This window comes from Corynebacterium sp. EPI-003-04-2554_SCH2473622, from assembly GCF_001665955.1.
Lineage (GTDB): Bacteria > Actinomycetota > Actinomycetes > Mycobacteriales > Mycobacteriaceae > Corynebacterium > Corynebacterium pseudodiphtheriticum.
In genome coordinates this window covers 18,120-43,321 of record NZ_LZMN01000074.1, presented here as the reverse complement: position 1 = coordinate 43,321, position 25,202 = coordinate 18,120, and the positions used below count along the sequence as shown (strand labels likewise).

The following is a 25,202-nucleotide window of genomic DNA, read 5'->3' as shown; positions in this document are numbered from 1 at the left end:
GTATATGGACCGAAACCCTCAGCTACGGGCACCCTAAATTGATTACCCCCACAAGTCACACCTTACCTAAACACTCTATTGTGAACCTCCCCTAAATCTTTTAAACTTTTCCTTGTCTAAATTGGTCATTTCTTCGAGGAGAATACATGAAGAATAAATTTTCCCTGGGAGCTTCCCTCTGTGTTGGTCTAGCAGTCATCGGCGGCGCTCTGACGCCAGCAGCCTATGCCCAGGATGCCCAGGGTAACGCCGCTAATACCTGCCAGAACCCAGGCGTTGAAATCGTTGACGGTAAAATTCATTGGGGCATTAAAGAATCCTTCCGTAACTACATCAACGGGCCGATCGCTAGAGGTTCTTGGACCGCTGCAGGCGCAGTCGAACAAGACAGCACCGAGAAACAAGCTCAACGCCAAAAAGATTTTCAGTTCCACTTTGACGTGGACCCACAGGCTTCCAAAATCGAGCTCGACAACGCTGGCAACGTTGCTAATTCCGAGATTCGGACCAAAGATTCCACTCTAACCTTCGAAGGCCACCATGGCGCTTTGTACACGCAGATGAAATCGCCTTATGTGAAAACCGAAGGAACAACGGTGAAGCCAGGCACAGGTTACGTCGGTTATTACGTTGAAGGCAAAAGCATGACCGAATACAAGCCGGAAGATCGCATCGAGGCGAATCAACGCACCGGCGAAGGAGAGTTCGGCCAGGGTACAACCACCGGTTGGACTCGCGATAACAACACTCTGACGATGTCCGGCACCAACCTTCGCTATACCCCACAACCAGGAACAGATTCCTACAAAGGCATTCTCCAAGGTGTCGATCTCATCTTCATGGGAATCTACAACGACGACTATAAGCCAGAGCTCGATGACGTCCGAGTGGATCTGAACGTCAAAAACACCTGCTTGGACAAGGTTGAAGACAACACCGCTCCCGAGGCGAACCAGCCACAGGAAGGCACTACCCCTCCTGCACAAGACCCTGCACAGCCTCCTGTAAAACCAGAAAAGCCCAACGACAAACAGCCGAGCGAGAAGCAACCAAACGATAAGCAGGAAGAAGGCACAAAACCTGGAGACAAGCAGCAGGATAAGAAGCAACCACCTGCAGATAAGAAACCTGGCGAGAACACCACTCCAGGCAAAGAAGAAGCAAAGCCAGAGGCTCCTGGTTCCTCGCTGGGTGCTGACTTCAGCAGCAACCCTGCTGATAACAAGGGCCTGAGCAAGCTGCAGCAGTTCTTCAACGTTGCTCTTGGTCTAGCAACTTTCGCTGGCATGGCCACGATGATCGGCAACCTGTTCCACAAGGTATTCGGCCCACAGTTTCAGCATTTCCTGAATAATTTGCCATTCAAGATCTAAAACTGCGGAAACCTCCTGGCTCAGCATAACTAAGCAATCCTGAACGGTACGCATTCGGCGGGTAAGCCCTTTAACAGGGTTTACCCGCCTTTTGCATGTTTGCACAAAATGATAAATCCGGGGCCTGAATACAGACCCCGGATAAGCGACACTGCCGGCTAACGACGGCAGATCACGACACCAAGTAGTTCACAACAACCTTGCAGTGCTTTAGTCATACTTTAGAACTGCAGCAATGAACGCAGCGAACCGAAGATGTGTTGCAAGATCTTGAATACGGTTCCGCCCAAGGCACCGAAGAATCCACCGTTTTCAAAATACTTCGCGATGGTATCGAAGAAGGATCCCTCACCATTGCTGGATCCGGCGTCATTCTGCTGTGCAGAAGAAGTCTGGACGCCAGCATCACCAGTACTCGAACCTGTTTGCGTCTTCTTATTGGTTTCTGCGACCGATTTCTCTACCTCAGCCAGCTTCTGCGAGACCTTCTCCACCTCTTGTTTGGTGGCTGCAAGCTCAGTCTGCGCAGCCTGCTTCGCCTGCTCCGCGTCGGCAAGCTTCTGCTCGAGTTCCTGCTTTGCGGCCTGTTCTTTCTCCAGCTCAGCGGTCACTTCAGCAACCTTAGATTCCTGCGCTTCACCAGATTCTTTGGCTTTGACGTACTCGCTCTGCAGCTTCGCAATCAACTCAGCCTGGCTTTCAACCTGAGCTGCCAGCTCAGCAGATTTTTGCTGCGTCTCAGCCGCGGTTGCCTCCAGCTCCGCCAACTTGGCCTTTGCAGCTTCTGCATTGGTGACATATTCGGGAACGCTGATTCCTGCACCGACAGCGAATGGCTCCGAGACAGTCTTGCCGAGGGGTTCCCATTTGCCACCACTCTGACGGTTGGCTTCAACCTCAGCGATATATACACCTGGGTCAGAATCCGCGAAAGTGTATTCCCGGGCTACGCCAGAGTTGACGTCATACTGCCGAGTTTTTTTGAAAATACGATCACAACTGGTGATACACTGCAATGTCGTGCGCCAGCGCATATTCGGCAGATTGTGCTCAAACTCCCAATTCAGCTTGACGTTATTCCGTGCGTCGACCTCTGCCTTCAAGTTCGTGGGAGCAGCGATCTTGTCGATCTTCGGAGCATCCGGAATTTTAATATTGATGCCGCGGTCAAAGTAACGTTCAGTCAACACTGGGCCGTGTGCGGCTGCAACGCCGACGGTGTATGTCTTACCAGGCTGGAAAGTCTCTGGTGGAACTACAATTTCTTTTTCCCATTCCCCGTCTTTCATCTCTGCACGGGTAATCCAACGCTCGACCAAGCCATCGCCCTGGCCCGAGATGCCCAGGCACTTGTTCAGCTTCCACTTCGCGTTATCAATGATGATGAGATAAACACCGTGCCGTGACGCGGGTTCGGTATTTGCATCGTAGCCTTTGCCCTTGAATTGGAATTTCGTTTCCTGTGTAGGGTCAATTGGCTCTGGCGAGTAGGTGACGTCCAGTTGCACATTGGATTTCCGCTGGTCCAATGTTTCTGGAACTTTACATCCGTGGTTTACGTCCGGCACGGAAGCTGGCTGTGCTGACTGTGGGGCTACCGCATCTGGGGTTTCGGCTGGTGCGGCTGTAGCAGCAGCGCCTGCACCCAACATGATGGATGAGGCTGTCAAGGCAGAAAGAACGATCCGTCCTGCCCGGAAATTGGCTCGCAAAGTAGTTCCTTTCTGAAAGGATTTTGATAGAGGAATGCGCAAAGCGCACAAATTAATCATAGTATTTTAAGCTACGCCTAACAATACTAACCAACACACATTATTATTTAGGCTGCCTATAAGCAAAATGTCGGGAGGCGAAAAGAAAAAGGGCGCCGATGCTTTTCGACGCCCCGGCCAGAATTACTACCTACTCAAAGGTGGCGCAAAACTAGCCTGCATGCGCGCACCTAAAGCGCCACATACATTTGACTTATGCGTTAAGAGGAAAACCAAACGCGTGGCAGCGAGAATAGCCAGTTGAAGAACTTGGCGATCTTCTCAAGGCCATTCGAGAACAGTCCAGAAATACGCTCCCAAATAGACTGCGACTTCTTGTCGTCCTTAGATTTCTTGGAATCAGCAGGCTTTTCTTTCTGCTCAGGCTCGGTGGTGGATTCTGCAGCGGAATCTTCACCAGGCTTAGCTTCCGTGGCCTGCTCGCCTGCTGGCTTGGCTTCCTCAGAAGGCTTGCTCGGCTCAGCTGGTTTCTTCTCGTCAGCCCCAGCTTGTCCTTCCGCTTCAGCTCCTGGCTTTTGTGGATTTTCTGGGGTTTCCGGCTTTTCCGGCTCTGTAGGCGCTGGTGGCTCTACCTGTTCAGTGTGGTCGCCGACCTGTGGATCAGTGGAATCCAGACGCAGGATGACGGCGTTTTCAAGATAGGTCTCGTTGTTCGTCTCGATGGAATAAGCGAATACCTTATCTTTCCACTGCAACAGGTTGCGGTGCTTTTTCGCGGTATCTTTTTGGTTCGGCAGTGAGATATTCTCAATGATTTCCCGGGTTTCTGGATTAACCCAGCTCAACTGCGAAGTTGCCTCATTAGTAACCAGCGCTTTGTCACCCACGAACGCAACCTCAGACACTTTCTTCAGGTCACCAACCACACCACGCTCAGACTGCGGTTTTAACACGCCATCTTCATACCGGAAGAACTGCATCCCAGAATTGTGGTGGTCTTGGCTATAAAAAGCTACGTTATTGCCATCAGTCGCCATCTCGGTGGCGTAATTCGCGCCATTTCTCGGCGTTCCTAGCTCGGTACCGCCGTCGACAAGGTTCGCCGTACCGTCCGGGTGAATCAGCAGCGGTGGCACACGATAGCTTCCACTTTCCAAATTGACTGCACTGGCAGGCAAATAGAGTATATTACCATCCGGCATCACACTCATCTGGGTAGGAAGTGCAATATTCCCGATTTCACCATAAAGATCCCGGTTAAACCCCTTACCGTAAAGGAAAAGCTCTTCATCATGTGCCTTTACGACGTCCTGCGGCGCAGTTAGTGTCGCAGTTGTTTTTTCACCAGAAGCCGTGACCCAGGTCAGCGTCGAGTCATTATCGTTTGTGCCGCGTGCGATAATTCCTACGCGATCGTTGGCAGCATCGTAAGCAATACCGGCAGGCTCGACACCTATGCTTTCAGCAACGATCATCGGATCAGACCAGCCCTCTGCAGACGCGGTTGCAGCCTTCAGGGTCTGCCCTTCGACCCAGTAAATCCGATTGCCAGCTCCCTCGGTATAAAGCTGAGATTCATTATATGGAAGAGGTCGTTGCAATTCTCCCAACGACTGCATCGTTGCAGGATCAATGAGCTCCAGCACTGAGTGGTTGGCACCTTTCCGCGTCGCAAGCACCACATAATCTTGCAGCCTAATCATGGTGTCTTCGTTAGCTTCGTGTGCAGAAACAAATTTGCCACCAATGGTCAGTGGTGCCGAGTCATTACCCGGACGGGCGCCCTTACCCTCATATTCGAAGCTCAACGGAGCCAGCGGGCCACCCAAATCATAGAAGTTCGAGAAAGTGCGCACACCATCTTCAGTCAGCGAGGTGTTGATGCCTTCCCAAGAGACCTTGCCATCTTTTTCTTCGAACTTGGCGGTCTTAGTCCAAGCATTCGCAATCTTGGCATCTTCTTTTTCGAAGATTTCGCCGCTTGGATACTGCTTAGAACGCACATCAGCTTCCACGTAGGAGCCTTCTGGGCTCAACACGATGGTGGGATCTTTGATGGTCAGCTCCAACGAGCAATTGCCACGCTGCGCTGGCTTACCCTCACAGTACTTGAAGTATTCGATGCTGCCTTCGAATTCCGCCCGGGTGATGTGAGTCGCGTCCTCGAAGCTCGCGTTTTTCAAGTTGAACTTGTAGTACTGCTCAACGGTGTCGCTTTCCGACGATGGCGTCGTGGTGCCGTTGGAATAGATCTTCGTGGCACCGTCACCGACGTTGGTTGCACCCAAGGAATAGCGCAGGAACGAATCGCGCAATGCCCAGTTCAAGCTACCTTTACCGTTTTCCGGGATCATGTTTTCAGTAGCGCCGTTTTCGGTAGCAACATTCTGTGCTTGTTCAGCACCGATTGCCGGTTGCCCTGTCTGCGCCCCGGCAATCGGGGTTAAAGCAGGTACCAAACTGAACAGTCCCAGCGCGATACCCACCGAGCTAATCCGGCGGGATTTTTTAGCTGCCACAATCATCTCCTCGAAATACAATAGCTTGCACTTACATAACCGAGGAAAGGTTAACCTAGAGCTGAAAATTAAGTAAGGGTTAACTATAAAGAATACCCCCAGACACCCCCACAAAATAGGGGCACCTGAGGGTGTAGTTGCTACTCAAGGCGAGTAACAGGCACTTATCAAAACGAATTCAACTTTCAGGAAGTTATCAGAAATCCCAGTCGTCGTCTTCGGTTTCTTCGGCCTTACCAATGACATACGAAGACCCAGAACCAGAAAAGAAATCGTGGTTTTCATCCGAGCCCGGAGTGAGCGCGGCCAGGATCTCTGGTTTCACCGTGGCCTCTTCGGCACTGAACCGCTGGGGCAGCCCCAGATTCATCAGCGCCTTATTAGCGTTGTAGCGGATGAACTTCACAACCTCGTCGTAAAGACCCAAAGGACGGTAAAGCTCCTCCGAATAGCTCAGCTCCAGTTCATAGAGTTCGTCGAGAAGCACATAGACGAAATCTTTGATTTCCGTCTGCGACACCTCGTCGTAGGTTTCTAAACCACGCTGGAATTTATAGCCCGAGTAGTAGCCGTGCACAGCCTTATCGCGCAAAATGAGCCGAACCATATCAGCAGTATTGGTCAGCTTGCCGCGGGCTGCGAAATACAGCGGCAGGTAGAACCCGGCATACAGGGAGAACGACGACAGCAGCGTGGCAGCCGCCTTGCGCTTGAGAGTGCTATCACCGTAGTAGTGCTTGAGCACGGCTTTCGACCGGGCCTGCAACACGTCGTTATCCACGGCCCACTTATAGGCCGCATCGATTTCTGTGGTGTTCGAGAGCGTGGAAAACACGGAAGAATAAGACTTCGCATGCACCGCCTGCATGAAAGCAATATTGGTATAGACAGCTTCTTCGTGTTCGGTGCGCGCATCCTGAATCTGGCTCACCTCGCCAACCGACGCCTGCACGGTATCCAGCATGGTCAAACCGGTGAACACCTTCATTGTCAGCTCGCGCTCAATCTCACTGAGATTACGCCAATCAGAATGATCATTAGACAGCGGCACCTTTTCCGGCAACCAGAAATTCGAGGTCAGACGGTTCCACACCTCCAAGTCCTTCTCGTCCTGGGTCCGGTTCCAGTTCACCGGCCGTAGGCGCACCTTGGGGTCGTCGCGAAACGCCGTTGGAGTGGCGGAATAGTCATAGATGGTCATTAATTACTGCTCCTTCCAGAATTTATCCAGGCCTTCGCGCACAACTGCAGCGTCGCGGTCTGTGCCCAACAGCTCATAGTGATAGAGCTCGGGAACCTGGCATTTAGATGAGATGATTGCTCCGGCAATACAAAAATCGGAGCCGAAATTGGTGTTTCCCGACGTAATGACACCGCGGATGAAACCACGGTTAATTTCGTCGTTAAGAAACGCAATAACCTGCTTGGGTACGGCACGACGACGATCGCCGCCGCCATAGGTCGGGGTGACCAGGACAAACGGGCGTGAAACCCGGATCATGCCCTCTTTTCGTGGGTGCACGGGGATGCGTACTGCAGGACGGCCTAGTTTTTGAACGAACCGGTGCGTGTTTTCAGAAACACTGGAGAAATACACCAGGTCTGGCGATTCCTCCGGGGCGAGTTCGGCGAAAGTTAGTGGCACTTTCGCTGTGGAAGCCACAAGAAAACCTCCTCGAAGTAGATATATAAGTATTTGCTTACTAGGCTTTTGGGTTACGAAAGAAGTATTACAGACTGCCGACGCGTGCCACAAAAGCCCAGGATTGGCTATCTTGAAGGTTCGGCAATCACTGGTCGTGCTACTTGACAGTGCTATTTACCCGAATCTTGTGTCTTTTTTGCAAATAGGCCTGTTAAAAGCGGCCTTTTTCGTCCACTATTTGCAAAAAGGCACAATACGCCGGTCGACGCCCCAACCAGACACACTTTTGCTACTTAACCCCAGCTTGTCGCATACCCCCACTTTGTCGCATATCCCTCACATATCCCGAGAATCACAAATAAAGCGGGTTGTACGACAAAAAGGAACAACCGCCGACTCTCGCCGACGGTTGTTCCTATTCCCATGACTGATTATTTTAGATGGTTGAGCCGGAGCTTGCTCCTCCATCACCCCTTGAGGTAATCCTCACTTTAGGCGTCGAAGTTAGGGTTGTCAACCCTAGTAGTAAATCTTTCATTCTTTTTATTCATCGACCCTGTACAAAAGATTGATACCAGCACATCGTCGCTGTTCAGCGGGCTGCAACATCACGTCTACTGTTTCCAATCTTCCGGAACGCATCCCGAACAAAACAACCTACGCTCTACAATGGGGCTCATCTTCGATCCGAGGAAGTTGGACATTCGCCATGACAGACAGGAAGCGCGGCGCGAAACGCAGCAGGAAACACGGCACGGAACAGAACACTGGGCAGAGCACGGAATCGTTCACCGAATCCGTCAGCAGCTCGCTCACCCGCCTGAAAAACTCGCTGCGCAGGCACCTAAGCCAACAGTGGACGGAACTGACCTCACCGTCGTTCAGCGTGCCCGCCTCCAAACTCCCCGAACCACTAGCGCATCACGCCACGGAAGTCAGCACCAGCACAATCCCAGAAAGCGTCGTTGCCGAAATCGCAGAATCGCTGAACCTGCGTGGCAAACACGACCACCATCACGCCGCCACCGACCAAGAATCAGAAAACGCTCCAGAACCAGAGGACGGCTCGCAAACCGCGGAAAAATCCGATTACAACTTCGATAGCTCCCGCCACCTGCCGCTCGGCGCACGCTTTAAGCCACGAGGCGTCTTCGAAGACGACTGGTCCGCCCGCCCCAGCTCAGAAAAACCATGGCCGATCATCCTGATCCACGGCACCGTCGATACGAAAGGCGTGTGGCAAGAACTCGGCACCGAACTGCGTGCCGACGGCTGGTGCGTGTTCGCCCCGGACTACGGCAAGCGCGGCACCGCCGCCATGGAAGAATCCGCGGTGCAGCTCGGGGCCTATATCGAGGCGGTACGCACCATCACCGGAGCCGAACAAGTCATCCTCATCGGACATTCCCAAGGCGGGCTGCTGGCCCGCTACTGGATGCGCACCAGTGGCCAAGCCCGCTACGTCAAACACCTGGTCAGTCTCGGCGCACCGAACCACGGCACCACCATGGGCGGAATCTTAAGCCCACTGGTGACCAACAATCTGACAGAAAACATCATGCACTCGCTCATCCAGCACTGGTTCGGGCCAGTTGGGTTTCAGCAGATCACCGGATCGGAAATCTTTGCGGTCTTCAACAACGGTGCCGACGACCGCGACGGCGACGGCAACAGCGATGACAGCAGTGGCACCAACACACACGGCAGCGGCGAGCTAGAAGACGGCGTCGACTACACCTGCATCGCCAGCCGGCAAGACACCGTCGTCCAGCCACCAGAAACCTGCTTTCTCAACGGTCCAGCACATCAAGTACGCAACGTCTGGGTGCAAGACATCATCCCGCGCGCCAATGTGCAACACCAGGACCTGCCCATGAACAAACACGTCCGGGCGATCATCCGCACCGGGCTGAAAAAGGGCGCCAACGAGGAAAACCTAAAACACAAAACCTAAAGCGCAAAACCCAAAACACAGAGCCTAAAACCCGAAGCCTAGAGCACGGAGTCTACAGCACGGCGCCTAAAGCCCAAGCGCATCCAACAAATCATCAAACGCCGGGCCCACCTGTGTGCGCCATAGCACATCCACGCGGGCATCGGCACGGCCCGGCCCACCATTGATCACCGCCACCGGGCGGCCCGAAGCCAGCATGTCCAGCACAAACCGGTAACCGCTCATCACCGCCAGCGACGAACCCGCCACGATTAACGACGCCGATTCCGCCGCCATCGCTCGCGCCTGCTGCTTGCGCGCCTCCGGTACAGCCTCACCGAAATACACCACATCCGGTTTCAAACGCGCCGAATCACACCGCAAGCAACCCACCATCTGAAACTGCTGCACCGCAGACTGCGGCAAATCCACATCACCATCCGGATTCACCTTTGTGACCTGCGATAATAACGTTTCCAAATATCCCGGATTCGCCGCTTCCAAGCGCGCATCCAACCCGTCGCGGTGCTCACGCAACCCGCAATCCAAACACGAAACCGTATCCAAATTCCCATGCAGCGCGACCACGTTATGCTGCCCGGCCTCGGCATGCAGCCCGTCCACGTTTTGCGTCAGCACCCCGCGGACAAACCCGGCACGTTCAAGTTCCACCAACGCATAATGCGTGCGGTTGGGTACGGCCCGGTCCAGCTGTCGCCAGCCGATGAAACTGCGCGCCCAATACCTGTGCGAGGCGGCCCGATCGTGGCAAAATTCCTGGTAAGTCATCGGCCGGTGTGTGTTCATCTTGCCTTTGGGCCCGCGATAATCCGGGATCCCAGAATCAGTAGACACCCCTGCCCCGGTCAGCACCATGGCTGGGCCTAGGTGAAGCTGGTCGACGATCTTGTCGACGACGTCCGGGTAGGGGTGTGGGGTGCCGGTTTCTTCCACCACCCGCTGCATGGAGCGGACCGCGCCCCGGTGGGCGCGGTTGATGGCTTCGGAAACGAAGGCTGGTTGCGGGCGGAAATCCTGCGATAGTGAACTCACGCCCGCCAGTCTAGGGGCTAGTGCTGGGGGCTGGAGCACCTGCACATAATTAACGGCTAATTTATCTAGGGCTGAGATCAGCCGCCGTTAACCAGCGCCCAACCTGCGGCGTAGTTGGGCTTCGAAGATCCATTCGGAATCGACCAGCCCGTGCCGGGAGCATTCCGCGTGCCAGCCGTCGGGGCGGATCTGGACTTTCATCCGCCGTCCGCACAACTGGCAGAACCGGGGAGCATCGTAGCCTGCTTGCTGGGAAGGACTGAGTCGGATTTCCTCGCCGCTAGCGATCTCCGTGCCAGTGTTCGGGTGAAAGACTGGCTCGTCGTCGCTGCACATTGCCACCGCGAGCGGGGAGTTTTTCGTCTGCAGCGCGGGATCTTTTGCTCGTGCCATGGTGTTTGTGCCTACAACTCTATTTTCGGCCTACAGCGCCTTGATTGGTAGGTCGATGCGGTTCAGGGTTTCCAGATCGGTTTCGATGCGCTCGCCGAGCGTCGTCAAGTAATTACCGGCGATGATCGCATTAATGCCGCCGAGCAGGCCCTTTTCGAAGCCTTCGGTGCCCAAGGACAGCTCACGGCCGCCGGCGAAGCGGATGACTGTGCGTGGCATGGCCAGGCGGAACATGGCGACAGCGCGCAGGGCTTCGCCGAGCGGAACCAGTGGATAATCCGCAAACGGGGTGCCTGGGCGTGGGTCCAGGAAGTTCATCGGGACTTCACGTGGCTCGATTTCGGCCAGCTGCGCGGCGAATTCGGCACGCTGTTCCAGGCTTTCCCCCATGCCGATGATGCCGCCCGAGCAGACCTCTAGCCCAGCGTCGCGCACGTTTTGCAGGGTTTCGCGGCGTTCTTCCCACGTGTGGGTGGTGACGACGTTCGGGAAGTGGGAACGTGCGGTTTCCAGGTTGTGGTTATAGCGAGTCGCGCCGGCGGCCTTGAAACGCTCCACTTGCTCACGGGTGACGGTGCCTAGCGAGCAAGAAATTTCGATATCTACTTCTTCTTTAATGCGCGGGATGGCACGCTCCACCTGACGCACAAGGTTTTCGTCCGGGCCCTTTACGGCCGCAACGATGCAAAATTCTGTGGCGCCGACCTTTTGGTTGCGCTTGGCTGCTTCGATGAGCTCGTTAATATTCAGCAGTACCGCACGCACAGGGGATTCAAACAAACCTGACTGAGAGCAGAAGTGGCAGTCTTCTGGGCAACCACCGGTTTTCAGCGAGATAATGCCTTCGACTTCCACATCAGGCCCGCACCATTTCAGGCGGGTTTGGTGGGCAACATCGGCGATTTCTTTCAGAGTTTCATCATCAACCTGCAACACCTGCAGGAGTTCGTCTTGGGTCAGGCCAATGCCTTGTTCCAGTGCTTTTTCCCGGGCGATATCAACAATGCTCATGCCGTTATCCTAATCACAGCACTTAAACACCGTTCAATTAACACACCACCCCAGCCATCGAATCCACCCCCAATTGTGTCCTAGAACAACTCCAGGACAACTTGCGTAAGCTAGAAAGCTGTGAAATTAAAAAATATCATCAGCCCGCAAAACCGCACCACAAAACCACTTTCGTTACAGAAACGATTAGTAAAACGCATGATGTCGAGCCCGGACAGCCTGCGCCGCATATTAAATCTCTGGCCACCCCTGCGAGCTTCCGGCATCCGCATCACAGAAATAACTGCCGACGCCTCTTACGCCAAAATTGTTTGGAACCGCACCTGGAAAAACGTCAACATGCACGGCGTCGCCTTCGGCGGCACGTTATTTTCCATGGCCGATGTCATGATCGGCACCCTGTTGCAGCGCCGTTTAGGCTCTGGCTTTGAGGTCTGGACCCGTTCGGCCTCCTTCCAATACCTCAAACCTGGCCGCAACGGCGTCAATATTGAAGTGGAGCTTTCCGACGAACTCGTCGAATGGGTCCTGCACACCATCGAAGAAGACGGCTACTGCAATGTGCCGTATAGCTGCATGTTGAAAAACCCGGATGGCGAAGTTGCCTCCATTAGCCACCAAGAATTGCACGCCCGCCCACGCGGCGGAGGTAAACGCACCGCACGGCCGAAGCATGCCAGCAAACCCCGCGGATACATCCTGGAGCACATGGCCACCGCGATCGCTTGGGCCGCCTTTAGCGAAACCCCGGAAACACTCACCACGCTGCTCAGCAGCATGCGTCGTATGCCGAGCCAGGCTGAACAGTTACGCCACGTCTGCGCAAAAGCCAAAGAAGAAGCTGGCTGGGACGACGCACAGCTGCACAAATTTGGCGTTCCCGGTGAGTACCTGAACTAGCAGCATCTCCCATGCCGCTGCACTACCCTGGTGCTTATGAGCCTTTACGACGACACCTTCACCCTGCTGCAGGAGCTCATCCGCAACGGCTGCGTCAATGACCTCACCGCTGATTCTGGCGCTGAGGAACGTAACGTTGCCACCCTGGAAAGGTTTTTCGCCGATACCCCCGGCATCCGCACCGAGAAATTCGAGCCGCACCCCACGCGCACTTCCCTCGCGGTCACAGTGGAAGGCTCCGATCCGAACGCCGAACCGCTGACCTTGCTCGGCCACATCGATGTCGTGCCTGTCGACGAGCCAAAATGGACCACCCAGCCGTTTGCCGGTGAAGTCATCGACGGTTTTATTTATGGCCGTGGCGCGATGGACATGCTGTTCATTACCGCAACCATGGCCGCCGTCACCCGTGACATCGCCCGGCGCGGGCAACCTGCCGGAACCTTGACTTTCGTGGCGCTTGCCGACGAAGAAGCCCGCGGTGGTTTCGGGGCCAAGTGGATTTCCGAACACCAGCCCGAAGCCTTTTCTTGGAAGAACTGCCTTTCCGAAACCGGCGGTTCCCATTTACCGGTGCGTGATGGCTCGGACGCCATCGTCATTAACGTTGGTGAAAAAGGTGCCGGCCAGCGGCGCGTGCGTATCAGTGGTGATGCCGGGCATGGGTCCACGCCCTATGGCAAGGATTTTGCCGTCGTCAAGATTGCTGAGGTGGCGCGCCGCATCGCCAACATCAACCCGCCAATGCTGGACAGTGAGACCTGGCAAGGGTTCGTGCGCGCGTTTCGCTTCGATGAGGCTACCGAGAAAGCACTGCTCACAGGCGCTTCAGAAGAGGCCTACGAAGCTTTCGGCGACCTTGCTGGTTATGCGCACGCGTTTTCCCACACCACTATTTCGCAGACGGTGCTGCGCGCAGGCGGTGCCATCAATGTGCTGCCTTCCGATGCTTACCTAGAGATGGACATTCGCCCGCTACCTGGGCAAACCCAAGAAGATATCGACGAGCTTCTCCGCGAAGGTTTGGGCGATCTTGCCGACGACGTCACCATCGAGCACTTGATCGTCGAACCGGCTTCGGAATCACCAGCCGAGGGCCCGCTGTGGGAGGCCATTGTGCAGACCATCGGCGAGTTCTTCCCAGGTGTTCCCGTCATTCCGGTATTAGCCACCGGAGGCTCTGACCTGCGCTTTGCCCGCCGGTTGGGTGGGGTCGGTTATGGCTTTGCGCTGCACGCGCCCGAACGCACGATGTTTGAGGCAAACCGGCAGCTGCATTCGCACGACGAATGCTTGGCTGTGGAGGACTTGGAACTGACCGTGCGCGCTTATTCGTCGCTGGTCACGAAATTCGTCGGAGCACCACGTACTGCTTAGCGCGGCGTTATACCGCGCCCCGGCGCATCATCGCGCGCAACAGAATGAAAAATGTTGGCCCGCCCACCAGCGCGGTAAAAATACCAATCGGCAGGTCGGCAAAATCGATGATGCTGCGCGCGGCGGTATCTGCCAGCACAATCAGCGCCGCTCCACCGAGGGCAGAAGCTGGCAGTAACACCACATTCGACGGGCCAGCCACCGTGCGAATGATATGTGGAACCACCAAACCCACAAAACCAATCAGGCCGGCATACGATACCGCCCCAGCCGTCAGAAGCGTGGCTAAGAGCAACGCCAGCACCCGCAACCGCGCGACATCAATACCCACGTGACCAGCTGCACGATCACCCAGCGCCAACACATCCAGCTTGCCAACGAGAAGCAGCGCAACCGCGATACCCGCACCAATCAACACCGCCACCACAGAAATATGTGCCCACTTGGCACCGGAGAGCGAACCCATCTGCCAAAACACCACCTGCTCGCGGGAGCTGGTCGGGGCAATGAATATAAAAAATGAAATGAGAGCGCCTGCGACCGCGTTGACCGCAATCCCAACCAAAACCAGGTTGATCACCCGGATGCGCCCGGCAAAACGCGCAAGTTGATACACCATCCACGTGGTTAACAGCCCGCTCAAGAATGCGAATACGGGAACCGTCGTAGCCCCAAACCAGCTAATGCCCAGCACAATCGCGAGCGCAGCCCCTACCCCAGCTCCTGCTGTTACACCGATGACGGACGGTTCTGCCAAGGGGTTGGCGAACACCGCCTGCATCAACGCGCCACCGACACCGAGCGCGGCGCCCACCAAAAGCCCAAGTACCAGGCGCGGCAACCGGATCTGCCAAATCACAGACTCGTCCATGGCACTCACCCCTAGCGGGCCAACAGCCAGGATTCGTGGCAGTTCGCCGATAGGGATTGTGTACTGTCCGATGACCAATGAAGCAATAGTTCCGGAAACCAAGGCGAAAACGAGCACAATAAACAACAGCACCCGGTTGCGATTTCGGGCGCGGAGAACCTGTTGGGTGCGTTGCCTGTCCATAACTATTCGTTATGATAGATCGCTCGCGCAGCCTCCAAGAGCAACTGGCCCGATTGTGGGCCAAAAGCTAACGCTTGCCCGTCGGGAAGCGCAATCACACGTTGTTTTTGTCCCGCGATAGTTTGCGCCACGCCGGGTCGTTCCAGCAGTCCCTCAATGTCGCCGACAGACTCGAGGCTGCCGGACATCATGATGTAGACCTCCGGGTTTAATTCCGCGAGTGCCTCTGGGCTGGCCGGCGACGGTGCACCAATATCATTCGCCGTAGCCACATCGATGCCACCGATTCCTTCGATCAAATCATTGGTCCCGGAATCACGCCCCAAAATATAAAACACGCCATTAGCGCCACGGGCATATAAAAAGGCGATGCGCAACGGCTCATCCGGGGCGATCTGCGCGATAGCGGCTTTCGCATCCGCCAGTTCTTCCTCACTACGCTGGGCGAGCGCGACACCTTCGTCGGCAAGTCCCAAGACTTCGCCCAGCCTTCGGATCTGCGCACCCATTTTTTCCAAACTGTGGTCATCTTCTACCACCACAGTGGTAACCCCGGCTTCCCGCACCTGGTCAATCACCTCACTGGGGCCAATGGAGTGATTAATCACCAGGACGCTCGGGCGCAACTCCAAAATTGCCTCGGCGTTCAACGCGTGCGCACCATGGGTAACCACCGGCAAATCCTGCAGCGATTCTTCTTGCGAAGCCACAGTCCGGCCGACGAGATTATCTGCCAACCCCAAACCACGCACAGTTTTGGTGAAAGTACCGTAGAAATCGAGCGCCAAAATGCGAGATACATCCTCCACGACGACATCGTAACCGTCCGCATCGGTCAGGCTCACAGGAAGCTGCGGCTCGGGTGAGTTGGTTACAGGAACCACTTCTTCCAGGTCAGAAACAATATTTCCGCCCCGGAAGTCGCGCGGATCGGCATCAGCACCATGCTCAACGACGTCTTTTTTCAAGTTCTGATGTGCCGAAGGCTCATCCCACGATGCACATGCCGAAACCCCCAACCCAGTCACTGCTAACAAAACAGTGCAGGTGGGGGCTAAGATCCAACCTCGTTTTTGGGGCCTTATCCAGGGCATATTAGCTTTCTGCTGGGAAGCGACGCGACAGCGCCGCAAACAATTCAAAGTTACAGCGGAATGCGGCGACCGCTTCTTCCAAAAGATCTCTACGCTGTTGGTCCGTCAACTGCAAAGAATCCAGGGTGGCGCGGTAGGCATCGCGATAAGGCTTGATCTTACCGACGGCAGAGAAATCATAGAAGCTGAGCTCCTGCTCCCCCATGCCATAGTGGCGCTGCAGCATACGCGAAATAACCTGGCCACCAGAGACATCGCCCAAATAACGCACATAATGGTGCGCCAGAACGCGGACTTCGTTGCCAGGCAGATCCATCTTTTCGATGCGCTCTACGTAGGCGGCGGTAGCCGGCATCACGCGAACCTGCTCACCCCAGTGCGGGCCCACCATGCTGACCAAATCTGAATCCAATGCCATACGGCGCTCCAGGCGTGGATCGGCATAGCAGGCACCAATTGGGCTAGAGGCGACGGTGCGGACCGCATGCTCGAGGGCGTCGTAAATAAACCACATTTGCGCATGATATTCAGCAACTGCCTCGCGGCTAAGTTTGCCTTTCAATAGGCGGTCCATGAAGTCAGAGGTTTCTGCATCTTCATGGGCTGCCATCGTGTGCTCACGCAGCTGCTTGGACAGTGGCTGCTGTTCGGTGTGTTCAAAAAGCGCAGTGGTTGCAGTAGTCATTGTGGTGTGTCCCTTTCTCATCAGACCCCGACCAGCCCGTCGCGGTCTGAGTCTCACCTTATTAAGATAGCCCTATCCTAACCACGCCCACACGGCTTAGACAAGGATTTGCACTCCTAATTGCAAGATTTCGACCAAAAGTATGATCAGTCGGATAACCCCGGTTCAACCCCGGACTACACAAAGGACTTAACGACGGACTCCACGGCGAGCCCCGCCGCGAACTCCACGGAGAACACACCCCCGCAACGCAAAAACCCAGACCATCGCGTGCATTGTGCAACTCGATAATCTGGGATGAAATCGTGCCCGGGGCGGGACTTGAACCCGCACGTCCTATAAGGACACTGGCACCTGAAGCCAGCGCGTCTGCCAATTCCGCCACCCGGGCTGGGTGTCCATGAGACCAAACACTTAGTACTAGATGCACAGTGCTTGATTTGGCGACTTAATGAAGATAACACGATATTTGCATTAATTAGCAAATTAGCTGTTCATGAGCGGTTTTTCTGCACAGCAAAATTTCGAAAAAACCACCAACCACACCGTACTGGCTTACGGTTTTTGACCTAGAACACTTTATACTGGGACACACTTGGTTTTCAGATATCTTCCAACAATCACGCACAACCGCAAGATTGACTGGGAGAAAACGCCCAGGCCCAGTAGCTAGATTCAGAAAGGAGGGCTCGCGCAATGGCACTTATGTCACGGTTTGCCAAGCTCGACAGCGCCATGCAGCGCGGCCTCGATAACGGCATTGCCCTGATCTTCGGTGGCAAAGTCGTCCCGGCAGAGATTGAAGAGCTTCTCAAACAAGAAGCACAAGACAACCTTTCCGCCACCGCCCGCGGCTTTGTTCCCAATGTGTATACAGTGGGTGTCTCATCAAAGGACCTGGAGAATCTCTCACGGGATCGGCAGCTGCCCATCAGTCTGGCCGACCAACTGGCGCGTTTCCTACGCAACGAAGGAATGGAAACCTTTGGCCCTGTGATCGTGCGCATCGCCGAAGAATCCGGCTTACGCACAGGTCAACTTCGGGTCTCATCTTTCTCTGATGCGCAGCCGGTGGAGCATTCCGGCTTCGACGCCATCATCACCCATGACGATAATCCCGAAAACGACGGCGCTGGCGAACAAACCAGCAGCCGACAGGAGGAATCCCCTGCCATGACTAGTTCCCCGTATTCCGCTGGATCAGGACAACCAGCCGGCCACGACGCCACGACAACGATGTTCCGTAGTGAAGACGTCGACAAGCAAAACCGGGCGCAGCAGGATCGGCAGCCAGAAGAAGAAACCACCCGCGTTTCTTTGTTGCTGCAGGATGGTTCTTCGCGCAGCTACTTGGTGGAAGAAGGCTCCAATATCATCGGCCGCAGCAATGATGCCGACCTGCGCATTCCAGATACTGGCGTGTCACGCCAGCACGCAGAAATTAGCTGGGATGGCCACGACGCAATCCTGGTGGATCTACAGTCGACCAATGGCACAACTGTGAATGACACACCAATCGAAAATTGGCTTCTAGCTGACGGAGACGTCATCACTGTGGGACACTCTCATATTGAAGTCCGCATTACTTACCCCAATTCTTAACCTCGACTCCTAGCGAAGGAAGGGCCACCATGGATTCAGTCCTCGTGTTTGGGCTACGCATCGGCCTGTTAGTGCTGTTGTGGCTATTCATTCTGGTGGCGCTTAACGCCATGCGCCGCGACGCCAAGTTTGCTTCGGCAGGCACCGCCCCGAAAACCGCAAGCAACACCGGTTTCGCGGCACCGGTTCCACGTTCGCGCAAGCCAGCCGCCCAAATCACGGTAGTCGAAGGTCCACTGCGTGGCTCACACATGCAGATCTCTTCCCTGGAAGAATTCACCGTCGGCCGGGCACCAGATTGTGATTTCGTCGTCGGTGATGATTACGCTTCTTCGCGTCATGCCCGGCTCTTCCGTCGTGGCAGCGAATGGTTCATCGAGGATTTGGACTCCCGAAACGGCACCTTTGTCTCTGGCGCCCGTATTGACCAGCCAGAACGCATCGCCGTGGGAACTGAGATTAAACTGGGGCGTTCACTATTGAGGCTGGTGCCATAGATGTCTCCATCGCAGAATTCACTGAAACTTAACTACACCGCGGCCTCGGACCGCGGTCTTGTTCGTACTAACAACGAAGATTCCGCTTTCGCTGGCCGGAATCTTTTGGTGCTTGCCGACGGCATGGGTGGCCACGCCGCCGGTGAGGTTGCTTCCCAGCTGCTGGTCACCACGATGCAGCGCCTGGACCGTGACCCAGGCGAAAACGACATGCTGGCTTTGCTGGGCACGGCTGCCGACGACGCTAATACCGCCATCGCCGATACCGTGCGACAGCGGCCCGAAACTCAGGGCATGGGTACCACGTGCACCGCCCTGATGTTCAATGGCACCACGTTTGGCATGTGCCATGTGGGTGATTCGCGTGGCTACCGCCTGCGTGGGGGCAAGCTGGAACAAATCACTATCGACGACACTTACGTGCAGTCCCTAGTGGATTCCGGCAGTTTGAAACCTGAGGATGTATCCACACACCCGCAAAAATCGTTGATTCTGAAGGCTTATACCGGCCGCCCGGTAGATCCGACGCTGCGCATGATCGACGCCCAACCTGGTGACCGGCTGCTGTTGTGCTCGGATGGGCTTTCCGACCCCGTCACTGCCGATACCATCGAACAAACCCTCAAAGAGGGCACCCCGGAACAGGCTGCCAGCAAACTGATTGACCTGGCGCTGCGTTCTGGTGGCCCAGACAATGTCACCGTCGTAGTAGCTGATGTTTTAGCTGGTGACGACGAATCCACCACCATTCCGGCAGCTCCAGTGAGCGCCGGCGCTTTGGCATTGCCCGAAGCAGAACGCGCCCACCCGAATACCGCGGCCGGGCGCGCAGCAGCGTTGAACCGCCGCCCACAGGTGGTGGAGCCGAAGGCGCAGGCCGCCGGTGCGCACAACCATGGAACTGGCGCCAACGCAGGTAACGGTTCTGGACCTGGGAATGTGGCTGGAGCTGGAACTGGTTCCGGAGCTTGGGCTGGCGGTAGCGCTGGGGCCGCTGAGAACAGCGCACACGATAATGCCAGCAAACGCGGACGCAATTGGACATTGGCCATCGTCGTGCTCGTCTTGCTCGCCGGCCTGATCGGTGGCGGCTGGTGGGTGTATGCATCTTCGCAGGACAAGTATTACATCGCCACAAATGATTCCGATGAGCTAATCATCGAACGCGGGGTGGATTATTCGCTGTTCGGTAAGGACCTGCACGAGCCATACCAGCGGGTGTGTCTCACCAAAGATGATGAGGTTCGCACGACCGACCTGGGTGAAAAACCCAGCAATGATTGCCACCCATTTTCGCTGACTGACCTGCCAGGTTCCGTGCGTGGATCCATCACGCACCTGGATTCAGGTTCCTATTCGGAGGTCACCGACCAGCTACAGCGTCTATCCGATAAAGCTTTGCCTGTATGCGTAAACCGTGCCGAAACCGACAACAACGGCAAGAACAGCGAGGGCAAGAACAACGACGACAACAGCGGCAACAGCGGCGCGAATAAAGACACAGACAAAGACACAAACAAAGACGCCGCAAATGCGGAATCTGCCGATGACGGTGGTCTGTCCACCCCCGGCGTGAACTGCAGGGAGGTGTCCTAAATGTCCCGGATTTTCATTCGTAGCACAGAACTGGGTTTGCTCATCGTCGCAGCGATTGCCTTCGCCGCGACCTTGGCGAGCTTTGAGCTGTCCCAAGGATCAACGCTGTCGGTGACGTTCCTGTATCTGGTGGGAGCGTTCATCGGCGTGTTTACCGTCGCACACATCGCACTCACGATCTGGGCGCCCTACGCAGATCAGATCATGTTGCCGGTGGTCAGCCTGCTCAATGGTCTGGGTCTGATTATGGTTTATCGCATCGACACCGCCAAAGATCTGGGCTTGGCAAACAGGCAGGTCATGTGGTCGGTTATCGGCGTAGCGCTGCTGATTGCCGTGCTGATCATCGTGCGCGACCACAAAGTGCTCACCCGCTATTCCTATTTGCTGGGGGCACTAGGTTTGGTTCTGCTGGCACTGCCCTTGGTATGGCCCACCTCGATCAACGCGGATGCCCGCATCTGGATTCAGATCGGTAGCTTCACCCTGCAACCAGGCGAATTCTCCAAAATTCTGCTGCTGATGTTTTTCGCGCAGCTTTTGGTGCAAAAACGGGCCCTGTTTACCGTCGCGGGTTACCGTTTCTTCGGCATCTCCTTCCCGCGTCTACGCGACCTCGCCCCAATCTTGCTGGTCTGGGCCATCGCGATTTTGATCATGGCGGTTTCCAACGATTTCGGCCCAGTTCTCCTGTTGTTCAGCACCGTGTTGGGCATGTTGTTCATGGCTACCGGCCGCTGGTCTTGGCTGATCATTGGTTTGGGCCTCACCGCCCTGGGCGGTGCTTTTGTGTACTCCCTTTCGGCAAAGATCCAGGACCGTTTTTCTGCATTCCGAAACCCGCTGGACGACGTCGACGGCACCGGATTCCAGCTCTCCCAGTCCTTGTTCGGCATGTCCTGGGGCGGAGTCACCGGTACCGGGTTGGGCGAAGGACACCCGGATATCATTCCCGTTGTATGGACAGACTTCATCCTCGCCGCCATTGGTGAAGAACTCGGCCTGATCGGTCTCACAGGCGTACTTATCCTGTTTGCCCTGCTCGTCTCGCGCGGGTTTAACACTTCCCTGAAGGTCCGTGACTCCTACGGTAAATTGTTGGCCGCTGGGCTTTCGCTGACGATGGCTATCCAAATCTTTGTTGTCGTCGGTGGCATCACTGCCCTGTTACCGATGACGGGGCTGACTACCCCATTCATGTCTGCAGGTGGCTCTTCCCTGATGGCTAACTACGTGCTGTTGGCACTGCTGCTGCGCATCTCTAATTCTGCGCGTCGTCCAGCAGACGAAGCCTCCGGAAATAATGCAAACGCCGACGGCGGGCACGCACAACCAGCAGCAAATGCGGCGCCTGGTATGGAGCACACCGGCGTCTTCGATATGCAGCAAGCTCAATACGCTCAATATTCTGCACAGCCACAACATCCACAGAATTCACAACGTCCACGCCGTTGGCAGCGTTCCCAAAGTTCACAGCGTTCCCAGCGTTCCCAGGAGGCGAAACGATGAACCGTTCCATTCGCCTAGTCGCCGTATTTGCGATCATTCTGACAATCATCCTGCTGGTTAACCTGACCATCGTGCAGGCCTTCCAGGAAGACAAGTACGCCAACCACCCAGCGAACCAGCGTGGCTTCTACGACTCCCAAACCATCGCACGCGGCCAAATCTCTGCCGGCGGGCAAGTCTTGGCCGAGTCGTTGCCGAACGCAGATGAAACTTACTCCCGTAACTATCCAACCAACCCACCGGCATTCAGCAATATCGTCGGCTATCTGTCGGATCAATTCGGCGCTTCGCAGTTGGAACAGTCCCACAATGAGATCCTCAACGGCACTGACCCTTCTTTGCTGAGCACCAATTGGCGCGATGTGATCACCGGCAAGCAACCAAACGGCGCCAACCTGGAGTTGACCATCAACCCAGAAATGCAGCAATTTGCTTACCAGCAGCTGGCCGAACTGGGCTACCAAGGTGCCTCCGTCGCTATTCAGCCGTCGACAGGCGCGGTAAAAGCCATGGCTTCCACCCCAAGCTTCGACCAAAACGCGTTACTCGGTGACGGCGCAGAAAATTCCTGGGCAGAGTTGACCAGCACGGACGGAAACCCGCTGTTGAACCACGCCACCCAAGAAACGCTGCCACCGGGTTCCATCTTCAAGATCATCACCACCGCTGCGGGTATCGAAGCTGGTTACGGTCCAGAATCAACACTGACCGGCGCACCGTCAATCACATTGCCGAATACAACCACAGAGCTGACGAACTACGCCGGTCAAGCGTGTGCCGGTTCGGATGCGGTGAGTTTGCTGACTGCATTCCAGTACTCCTGCAACACAGCCTTCGTTGAAATGGGTATCGACATCGGCGACGAAGCACTGCGCAACACCGCGCAAGCCTTCGGCGTGGGCGAAAACTACGATCTCGGAATTCCCACCTCACCGGGCGCACTCGGCGACCTACCAGACCCGGCTGCGCTAGGACAGTCCTCGATTGGTCAGCGCGATGTCACCATGTCCGCATTACAGGCAGCCGTGATGGCAGCAACCATCGCGAACAACGGTGAGCGGATGAAGCCTTACGTCGTCGACAAGATCACCAGTTCCAACCTGCGTGATATCACTACGACAAAACCGCACTCACTAAACCGCGCGATCCCGGAAGAAACCGCAGCAACCATCGAACAAATGATGCTGGCTTCGGAGCAACACACCCTCGGCGCCTCCGCTCCCGATGTGGCGTCCAAGACGGGTACCGCAGAACACGCAGAAGGCTCCGCCCCGCACACCTGGTATGTGGCATACCTGCCGGATGCAGACTTGGCGGTGGCTGTCGTCGTCAAGAACGGTGGCGGCCAAGGCGAAGGTGCTACCGGTGGCTCTGTTGCCGCACCGCTGGGCCGGGCTCTGCTCGACTTTGGCAGGGGGCAATAATTTATGGCTGATGTGAACAACCGCGAAAGCATTCAGACTCTGGTTGGCGATGCCTATGAGCTGCAATGGGTCATAGGCCACGGCGGCATGTCCACGGTATGGCTTGCCGACGACCACGCGAACGACCGCGAAGTGGCGATCAAGATTCTGCGCCCAGAGTTTTCCGACAACAACGAGTTTTTGGATCGCTTCCGCAACGAGGCCGATGCCGCGCGTTGCATTGAATCCGACAATGTGGTCGCCACCTACGACTATGGTGAAGTCACAGAAGATAATGGCCACACGTTCTGCTTCATCGTCATGGAATACGTTCGCGGTGAATCGCTAGCCGATCTTTTGCAACGCGAAGGCAACCTGGATGAATCACTCGCGCTCGACGTGCTGGAACAAGCCGCACACGGCCTGTCCATTATCCACCGCATGGGTTTGGTGCACCGCGATATCAAACCGGGCAACCTCCTCATTACACAAAACGGCCGGGTGAAGATCGCCGATTTTGGTATCGCGAAAGCCGCCGAGGCCGTGCCGCTAACCCGCACCGGCATGGTGGTGGGTACCGCGCAGTATGTTTCCCCCGAACAGGCGCAAGGCCATTCCGTCACCCCAGCATCGGATGTGTATTCCCTGGGTGTTGTGGGCTACGAGATGTTAGCCGGAAAGCGCCCATTCCACGGAGATTCTTCCGTTTCGGTAGCACTGGCGCACATCAACCAAGCACCAGAAGCCTTGTCGACGCAAGTCAGTGCCCCGGCGCGCGAATTGATTGGTATTGCGCTGCGCAAAGATGCCTATACCCGTTTTGCTGACGGCAACGAATTCGCGGTAGCCGCATCCAAGGTGCGCTTGGGGCAACGCCCACCGGCACCAAAATCGGCCGCCTTGGCGACGGTCGCGCAAGAACCGGCCCCTTCGGCTTCGACGCAACAACTGAGCCGGGTAACGAACGCGCGCACCGCCAGCCCATCAACTGCGCGTCCGCGTACCCCGCAGCCTGTGCCTGCTCCAGCTGGCCACGTAGCGCAGGTGCAACAACCTGCAGTGGGGCACCCTTATACCGGTGCTGGCCAAGCCGCAGTGGCTCCGGTAATACAGCCCGTGCACCAAAAGAAAAATTCGAGTGCCGGAGCTGGTTTTGGCTGTGGCATGTTCGTTGCCGTCGTGATCGCTGGTATTGCCGCTCTTGCCCTGTGGTTCATGGCAACTTACAGCAACGCTCTCGACGGCATCTTGGACCGCAGCCCAGCATCATCAACGCAACCGAGTGAGACCGAGCCGGTCATCGTGACTGAATGGGTTAATCCCCCGGCAAACCAGGGTGGTTCTGGTGGTTCTGGTGGCGGCCAGGGCTCGGGTGGTTCCGGCGGCGCTGGTGGTTCTGGTGGTACGGGTGCCGGGCAAGGTTCCGGTAGTACTGGCGGTTCCGGCAATGGCGCTGGCACTAGTAACGGCGGTAACGCACCACAGGCGCCAAATCAACAGCCCGGTGGCCAAGGCCAGCAAGGCGGACAAACCGGCGGCGACGCTGGAAATGATGCCAATGAAAACGCTACCGACGCCACCTCTGGTATCGGCCAACGCGGCGGCCAAACCGGACAGTCGGGACAGTCGGGACAGTCAGGCCAGTCCCATTCTGGCCAGTCCGGCCAGTCCGGGCACGGTGCCGGCGCTGGTGTCGGGCACGGTGCTAACCAGGGCCAGTCTGGAAACAGGAACCCAGGCAACGCTGGCAATACTGGGAACGCTGGCAACGTCGGCGCCGCAGCTGGCAACCAGCAATCTGGTGGATCCCGCCCACTGGGCGCGGCTGAGCAGGAGACGGAATAAC

General features: G+C 56.0%; 20 protein-coding genes and 1 tRNA gene. 10 read left to right on the top strand and 11 right to left on the bottom strand.

The features are described 5' to 3' along the window. Positions 1-146 precede the first annotated feature (146 nt). Positions 147-1,373 (top strand): HtaA domain-containing protein, encoded by a 1,227-nt coding sequence (locus tag A5774_RS08485; RefSeq protein WP_064834350.1) that lies wholly within the window; start codon positions 147-149, stop codon positions 1,371-1,373. Between the two features lie 221 nt (positions 1,374-1,594). On the opposite strand, the gene A5774_RS08480 is transcribed toward A5774_RS08485, so the two are convergent. The 4 genes from A5774_RS08480 to nrdI form a co-directional block, all read right to left on the bottom strand. Further along, a complete protein-coding gene (locus A5774_RS08480; protein WP_156519597.1) occupies positions 1,595-3,085 on the bottom strand; it encodes a hypothetical protein in 1,491 nt (496 codons plus the stop codon). 260 nt (positions 3,086-3,345) lie between these two features. Then, the gene (locus A5774_RS08475; protein WP_064834348.1) at positions 3,346-5,604 is read right to left on the bottom strand and encodes an HtaA domain-containing protein; all 2,259 of its coding nucleotides are present in this window, start codon (positions 5,602-5,604) and stop codon (positions 3,346-3,348) included. Positions 5,605-5,800: 196 nt separating this feature from the next. Beyond that, positions 5,801-6,805: a class 1b ribonucleoside-diphosphate reductase subunit beta gene (gene nrdF / locus A5774_RS08470; protein ID WP_021352852.1), complete on the bottom strand. Its 1,005-nt coding sequence runs from the start codon at positions 6,803-6,805 to the stop codon at positions 5,801-5,803. A gap of 3 nt (positions 6,806-6,808) precedes the next feature. Continuing rightward, entirely contained in the window at positions 6,809-7,267 is a 459-nt protein-coding gene (nrdI, locus tag A5774_RS08465) for a class Ib ribonucleoside-diphosphate reductase assembly flavoprotein NrdI (RefSeq protein WP_021352853.1), read from the bottom strand. A gap of 691 nt (positions 7,268-7,958) precedes the next feature. On the opposite strand from nrdI, the gene A5774_RS08460 reads away from it, so the two are divergent. After that, positions 7,959-9,203 carry a triacylglycerol lipase gene (locus A5774_RS08460; protein ID WP_231892398.1) on the top strand — a complete coding sequence of 415 codons (1,245 nt, stop codon included), beginning with the start codon at positions 7,959-7,961 and terminating at the stop codon, positions 9,201-9,203. A gap of 66 nt (positions 9,204-9,269) precedes the next feature. On the opposite strand, the gene A5774_RS08455 is transcribed toward A5774_RS08460, so the two are convergent. The 3 genes from A5774_RS08455 to bioB form a co-directional block, all read right to left on the bottom strand. Then, positions 9,270-10,235, bottom strand: coding sequence for a Sir2 family NAD-dependent protein deacetylase (locus tag A5774_RS08455; RefSeq protein ID WP_156519596.1), 966 nt, complete (start codon positions 10,233-10,235; stop codon positions 9,270-9,272). Positions 10,236-10,322: 87 nt separating this feature from the next. After that, positions 10,323-10,571, bottom strand: coding sequence for a hypothetical protein (locus A5774_RS08450; protein WP_369707187.1), 249 nt, complete (start codon positions 10,569-10,571; stop codon positions 10,323-10,325). Between the two features lie 87 nt (positions 10,572-10,658). Then, on the bottom strand, positions 10,659-11,639 hold the full coding sequence (gene bioB, locus A5774_RS08445; protein WP_023018607.1) for a biotin synthase BioB: 981 nt from the start codon (positions 11,637-11,639) through the stop codon (positions 10,659-10,661). 120 nt (positions 11,640-11,759) lie between these two features. Between bioB and A5774_RS08440 the strand changes: the two genes are divergently transcribed. Then, positions 11,760-12,539: a PaaI family thioesterase gene (locus A5774_RS08440; protein ID WP_082936173.1), complete on the top strand. Its 780-nt coding sequence runs from the start codon at positions 11,760-11,762 to the stop codon at positions 12,537-12,539. A 36-nt stretch (positions 12,540-12,575) separates the two neighbouring features. Then, positions 12,576-13,916, top strand: coding sequence for a M20/M25/M40 family metallo-hydrolase (locus tag A5774_RS08435; protein WP_064834347.1), 1,341 nt, complete (start codon positions 12,576-12,578; stop codon positions 13,914-13,916). Between the two features lie 7 nt (positions 13,917-13,923). Here A5774_RS08435 and A5774_RS08430 read toward each other — a convergent pair whose 3' ends face one another. From A5774_RS08430 to A5774_RS08415, 4 genes are all read right to left on the bottom strand, one after another. Then, positions 13,924-14,970, bottom strand: coding sequence for an iron ABC transporter permease (locus A5774_RS08430; protein ID WP_064834345.1), 1,047 nt, complete (start codon positions 14,968-14,970; stop codon positions 13,924-13,926). Between the two features lie 2 nt (positions 14,971-14,972). Further along, positions 14,973-16,064 carry a hemin ABC transporter substrate-binding protein gene (locus A5774_RS08425; protein ID WP_064834343.1) on the bottom strand — a complete coding sequence of 364 codons (1,092 nt, stop codon included), beginning with the start codon at positions 16,062-16,064 and terminating at the stop codon, positions 14,973-14,975. Position 16,065: 1 nt separating this feature from the next. Further along, entirely contained in the window at positions 16,066-16,749 is a 684-nt protein-coding gene (locus A5774_RS08420) for a heme oxygenase (biliverdin-producing) (protein WP_064834341.1), read from the bottom strand. A gap of 306 nt (positions 16,750-17,055) precedes the next feature. After that, positions 17,056-17,140 (bottom strand) — tRNA-Leu (locus A5774_RS08415). Between the two features lie 305 nt (positions 17,141-17,445). On the opposite strand from A5774_RS08415, the gene A5774_RS08410 reads away from it, so the two are divergent. The 6 genes from A5774_RS08410 to A5774_RS08385 are packed head-to-tail and all read left to right on the top strand — an operon-like array spanning position 17,446 to position 25,201. After that, positions 17,446-18,351, top strand: coding sequence for a DUF3662 and FHA domain-containing protein (locus tag A5774_RS08410; RefSeq protein WP_023018613.1), 906 nt, complete (start codon positions 17,446-17,448; stop codon positions 18,349-18,351). A 29-nt stretch (positions 18,352-18,380) separates the two neighbouring features. Then, on the top strand, positions 18,381-18,848 hold the full coding sequence (locus A5774_RS08405; protein ID WP_023018614.1) for an FHA domain-containing protein: 468 nt from the start codon (positions 18,381-18,383) through the stop codon (positions 18,846-18,848). Then, positions 18,849-20,444, top strand: coding sequence for a PP2C family serine/threonine-protein phosphatase (locus A5774_RS08400; protein ID WP_064834339.1), 1,596 nt, complete (start codon positions 18,849-18,851; stop codon positions 20,442-20,444). Next, positions 20,445-21,953, top strand: a complete 1,509-nt coding sequence (locus A5774_RS08395) for an FtsW/RodA/SpoVE family cell cycle protein (RefSeq protein WP_082936172.1) — start codon at positions 20,445-20,447, stop codon at positions 21,951-21,953. Further along, a complete protein-coding gene (locus A5774_RS08390; protein WP_023018617.1) occupies positions 21,950-23,377 on the top strand; it encodes a penicillin-binding transpeptidase domain-containing protein in 1,428 nt (475 codons plus the stop codon). Before A5774_RS08395 ends, A5774_RS08390 begins: the two co-directional genes overlap by 4 nt. Positions 23,378-23,380: 3 nt before the next feature. Further along, positions 23,381-25,201, top strand: coding sequence for a serine/threonine-protein kinase (locus tag A5774_RS08385; RefSeq protein WP_021352474.1), 1,821 nt, complete (start codon positions 23,381-23,383; stop codon positions 25,199-25,201). The last annotated feature ends 1 nt before the right edge of the window (position 25,202 follow it).

Bases quoted from the DNA above. Each gene is read 5' to 3' on its own strand.
- A5774_RS08485 (WP_064834350.1), top strand. From the start codon at position 147: ATGAAGAATAAATTTTCCCTGGGAGCTTCCCTCTGTGTTGGTCTAGCA.
- nrdF (WP_021352852.1), bottom strand. From the start codon at position 6,805: ATGACCATCTATGACTATTCCGCCACTCCAACGGCGTTTCGCGACGAC.
- A5774_RS08460 (WP_231892398.1), top strand. From the start codon at position 7,959: ATGACAGACAGGAAGCGCGGCGCGAAACGCAGCAGGAAACACGGCACG.
- A5774_RS08450 (WP_369707187.1), bottom strand. From the start codon at position 10,571: ATGTGCAGCGACGACGAGCCAGTCTTTCACCCGAACACTGGCACGGAG.
- bioB (WP_023018607.1), bottom strand. From the start codon at position 11,639: ATGAGCATTGTTGATATCGCCCGGGAAAAAGCACTGGAACAAGGCATT.
- A5774_RS08435 (WP_064834347.1), top strand. From the start codon at position 12,576: ATGAGCCTTTACGACGACACCTTCACCCTGCTGCAGGAGCTCATCCGC.
- A5774_RS08430 (WP_064834345.1), bottom strand. From the start codon at position 14,970: ATGGACAGGCAACGCACCCAACAGGTTCTCCGCGCCCGAAATCGCAAC.
- A5774_RS08425 (WP_064834343.1), bottom strand. From the start codon at position 16,064: ATGCCCTGGATAAGGCCCCAAAAACGAGGTTGGATCTTAGCCCCCACC.
- A5774_RS08420 (WP_064834341.1), bottom strand. From the start codon at position 16,749: ATGACTACTGCAACCACTGCGCTTTTTGAACACACCGAACAGCAGCCA.
- A5774_RS08410 (WP_023018613.1), top strand. From the start codon at position 17,446: ATGGCACTTATGTCACGGTTTGCCAAGCTCGACAGCGCCATGCAGCGC.
- A5774_RS08405 (WP_023018614.1), top strand. From the start codon at position 18,381: ATGGATTCAGTCCTCGTGTTTGGGCTACGCATCGGCCTGTTAGTGCTG.
- A5774_RS08400 (WP_064834339.1), top strand. From the start codon at position 18,849: ATGTCTCCATCGCAGAATTCACTGAAACTTAACTACACCGCGGCCTCG.
- A5774_RS08395 (WP_082936172.1), top strand. From the start codon at position 20,445: ATGTCCCGGATTTTCATTCGTAGCACAGAACTGGGTTTGCTCATCGTC.
- A5774_RS08390 (WP_023018617.1), top strand. From the start codon at position 21,950: ATGAACCGTTCCATTCGCCTAGTCGCCGTATTTGCGATCATTCTGACA.
- A5774_RS08385 (WP_021352474.1), top strand. From the start codon at position 23,381: ATGGCTGATGTGAACAACCGCGAAAGCATTCAGACTCTGGTTGGCGAT.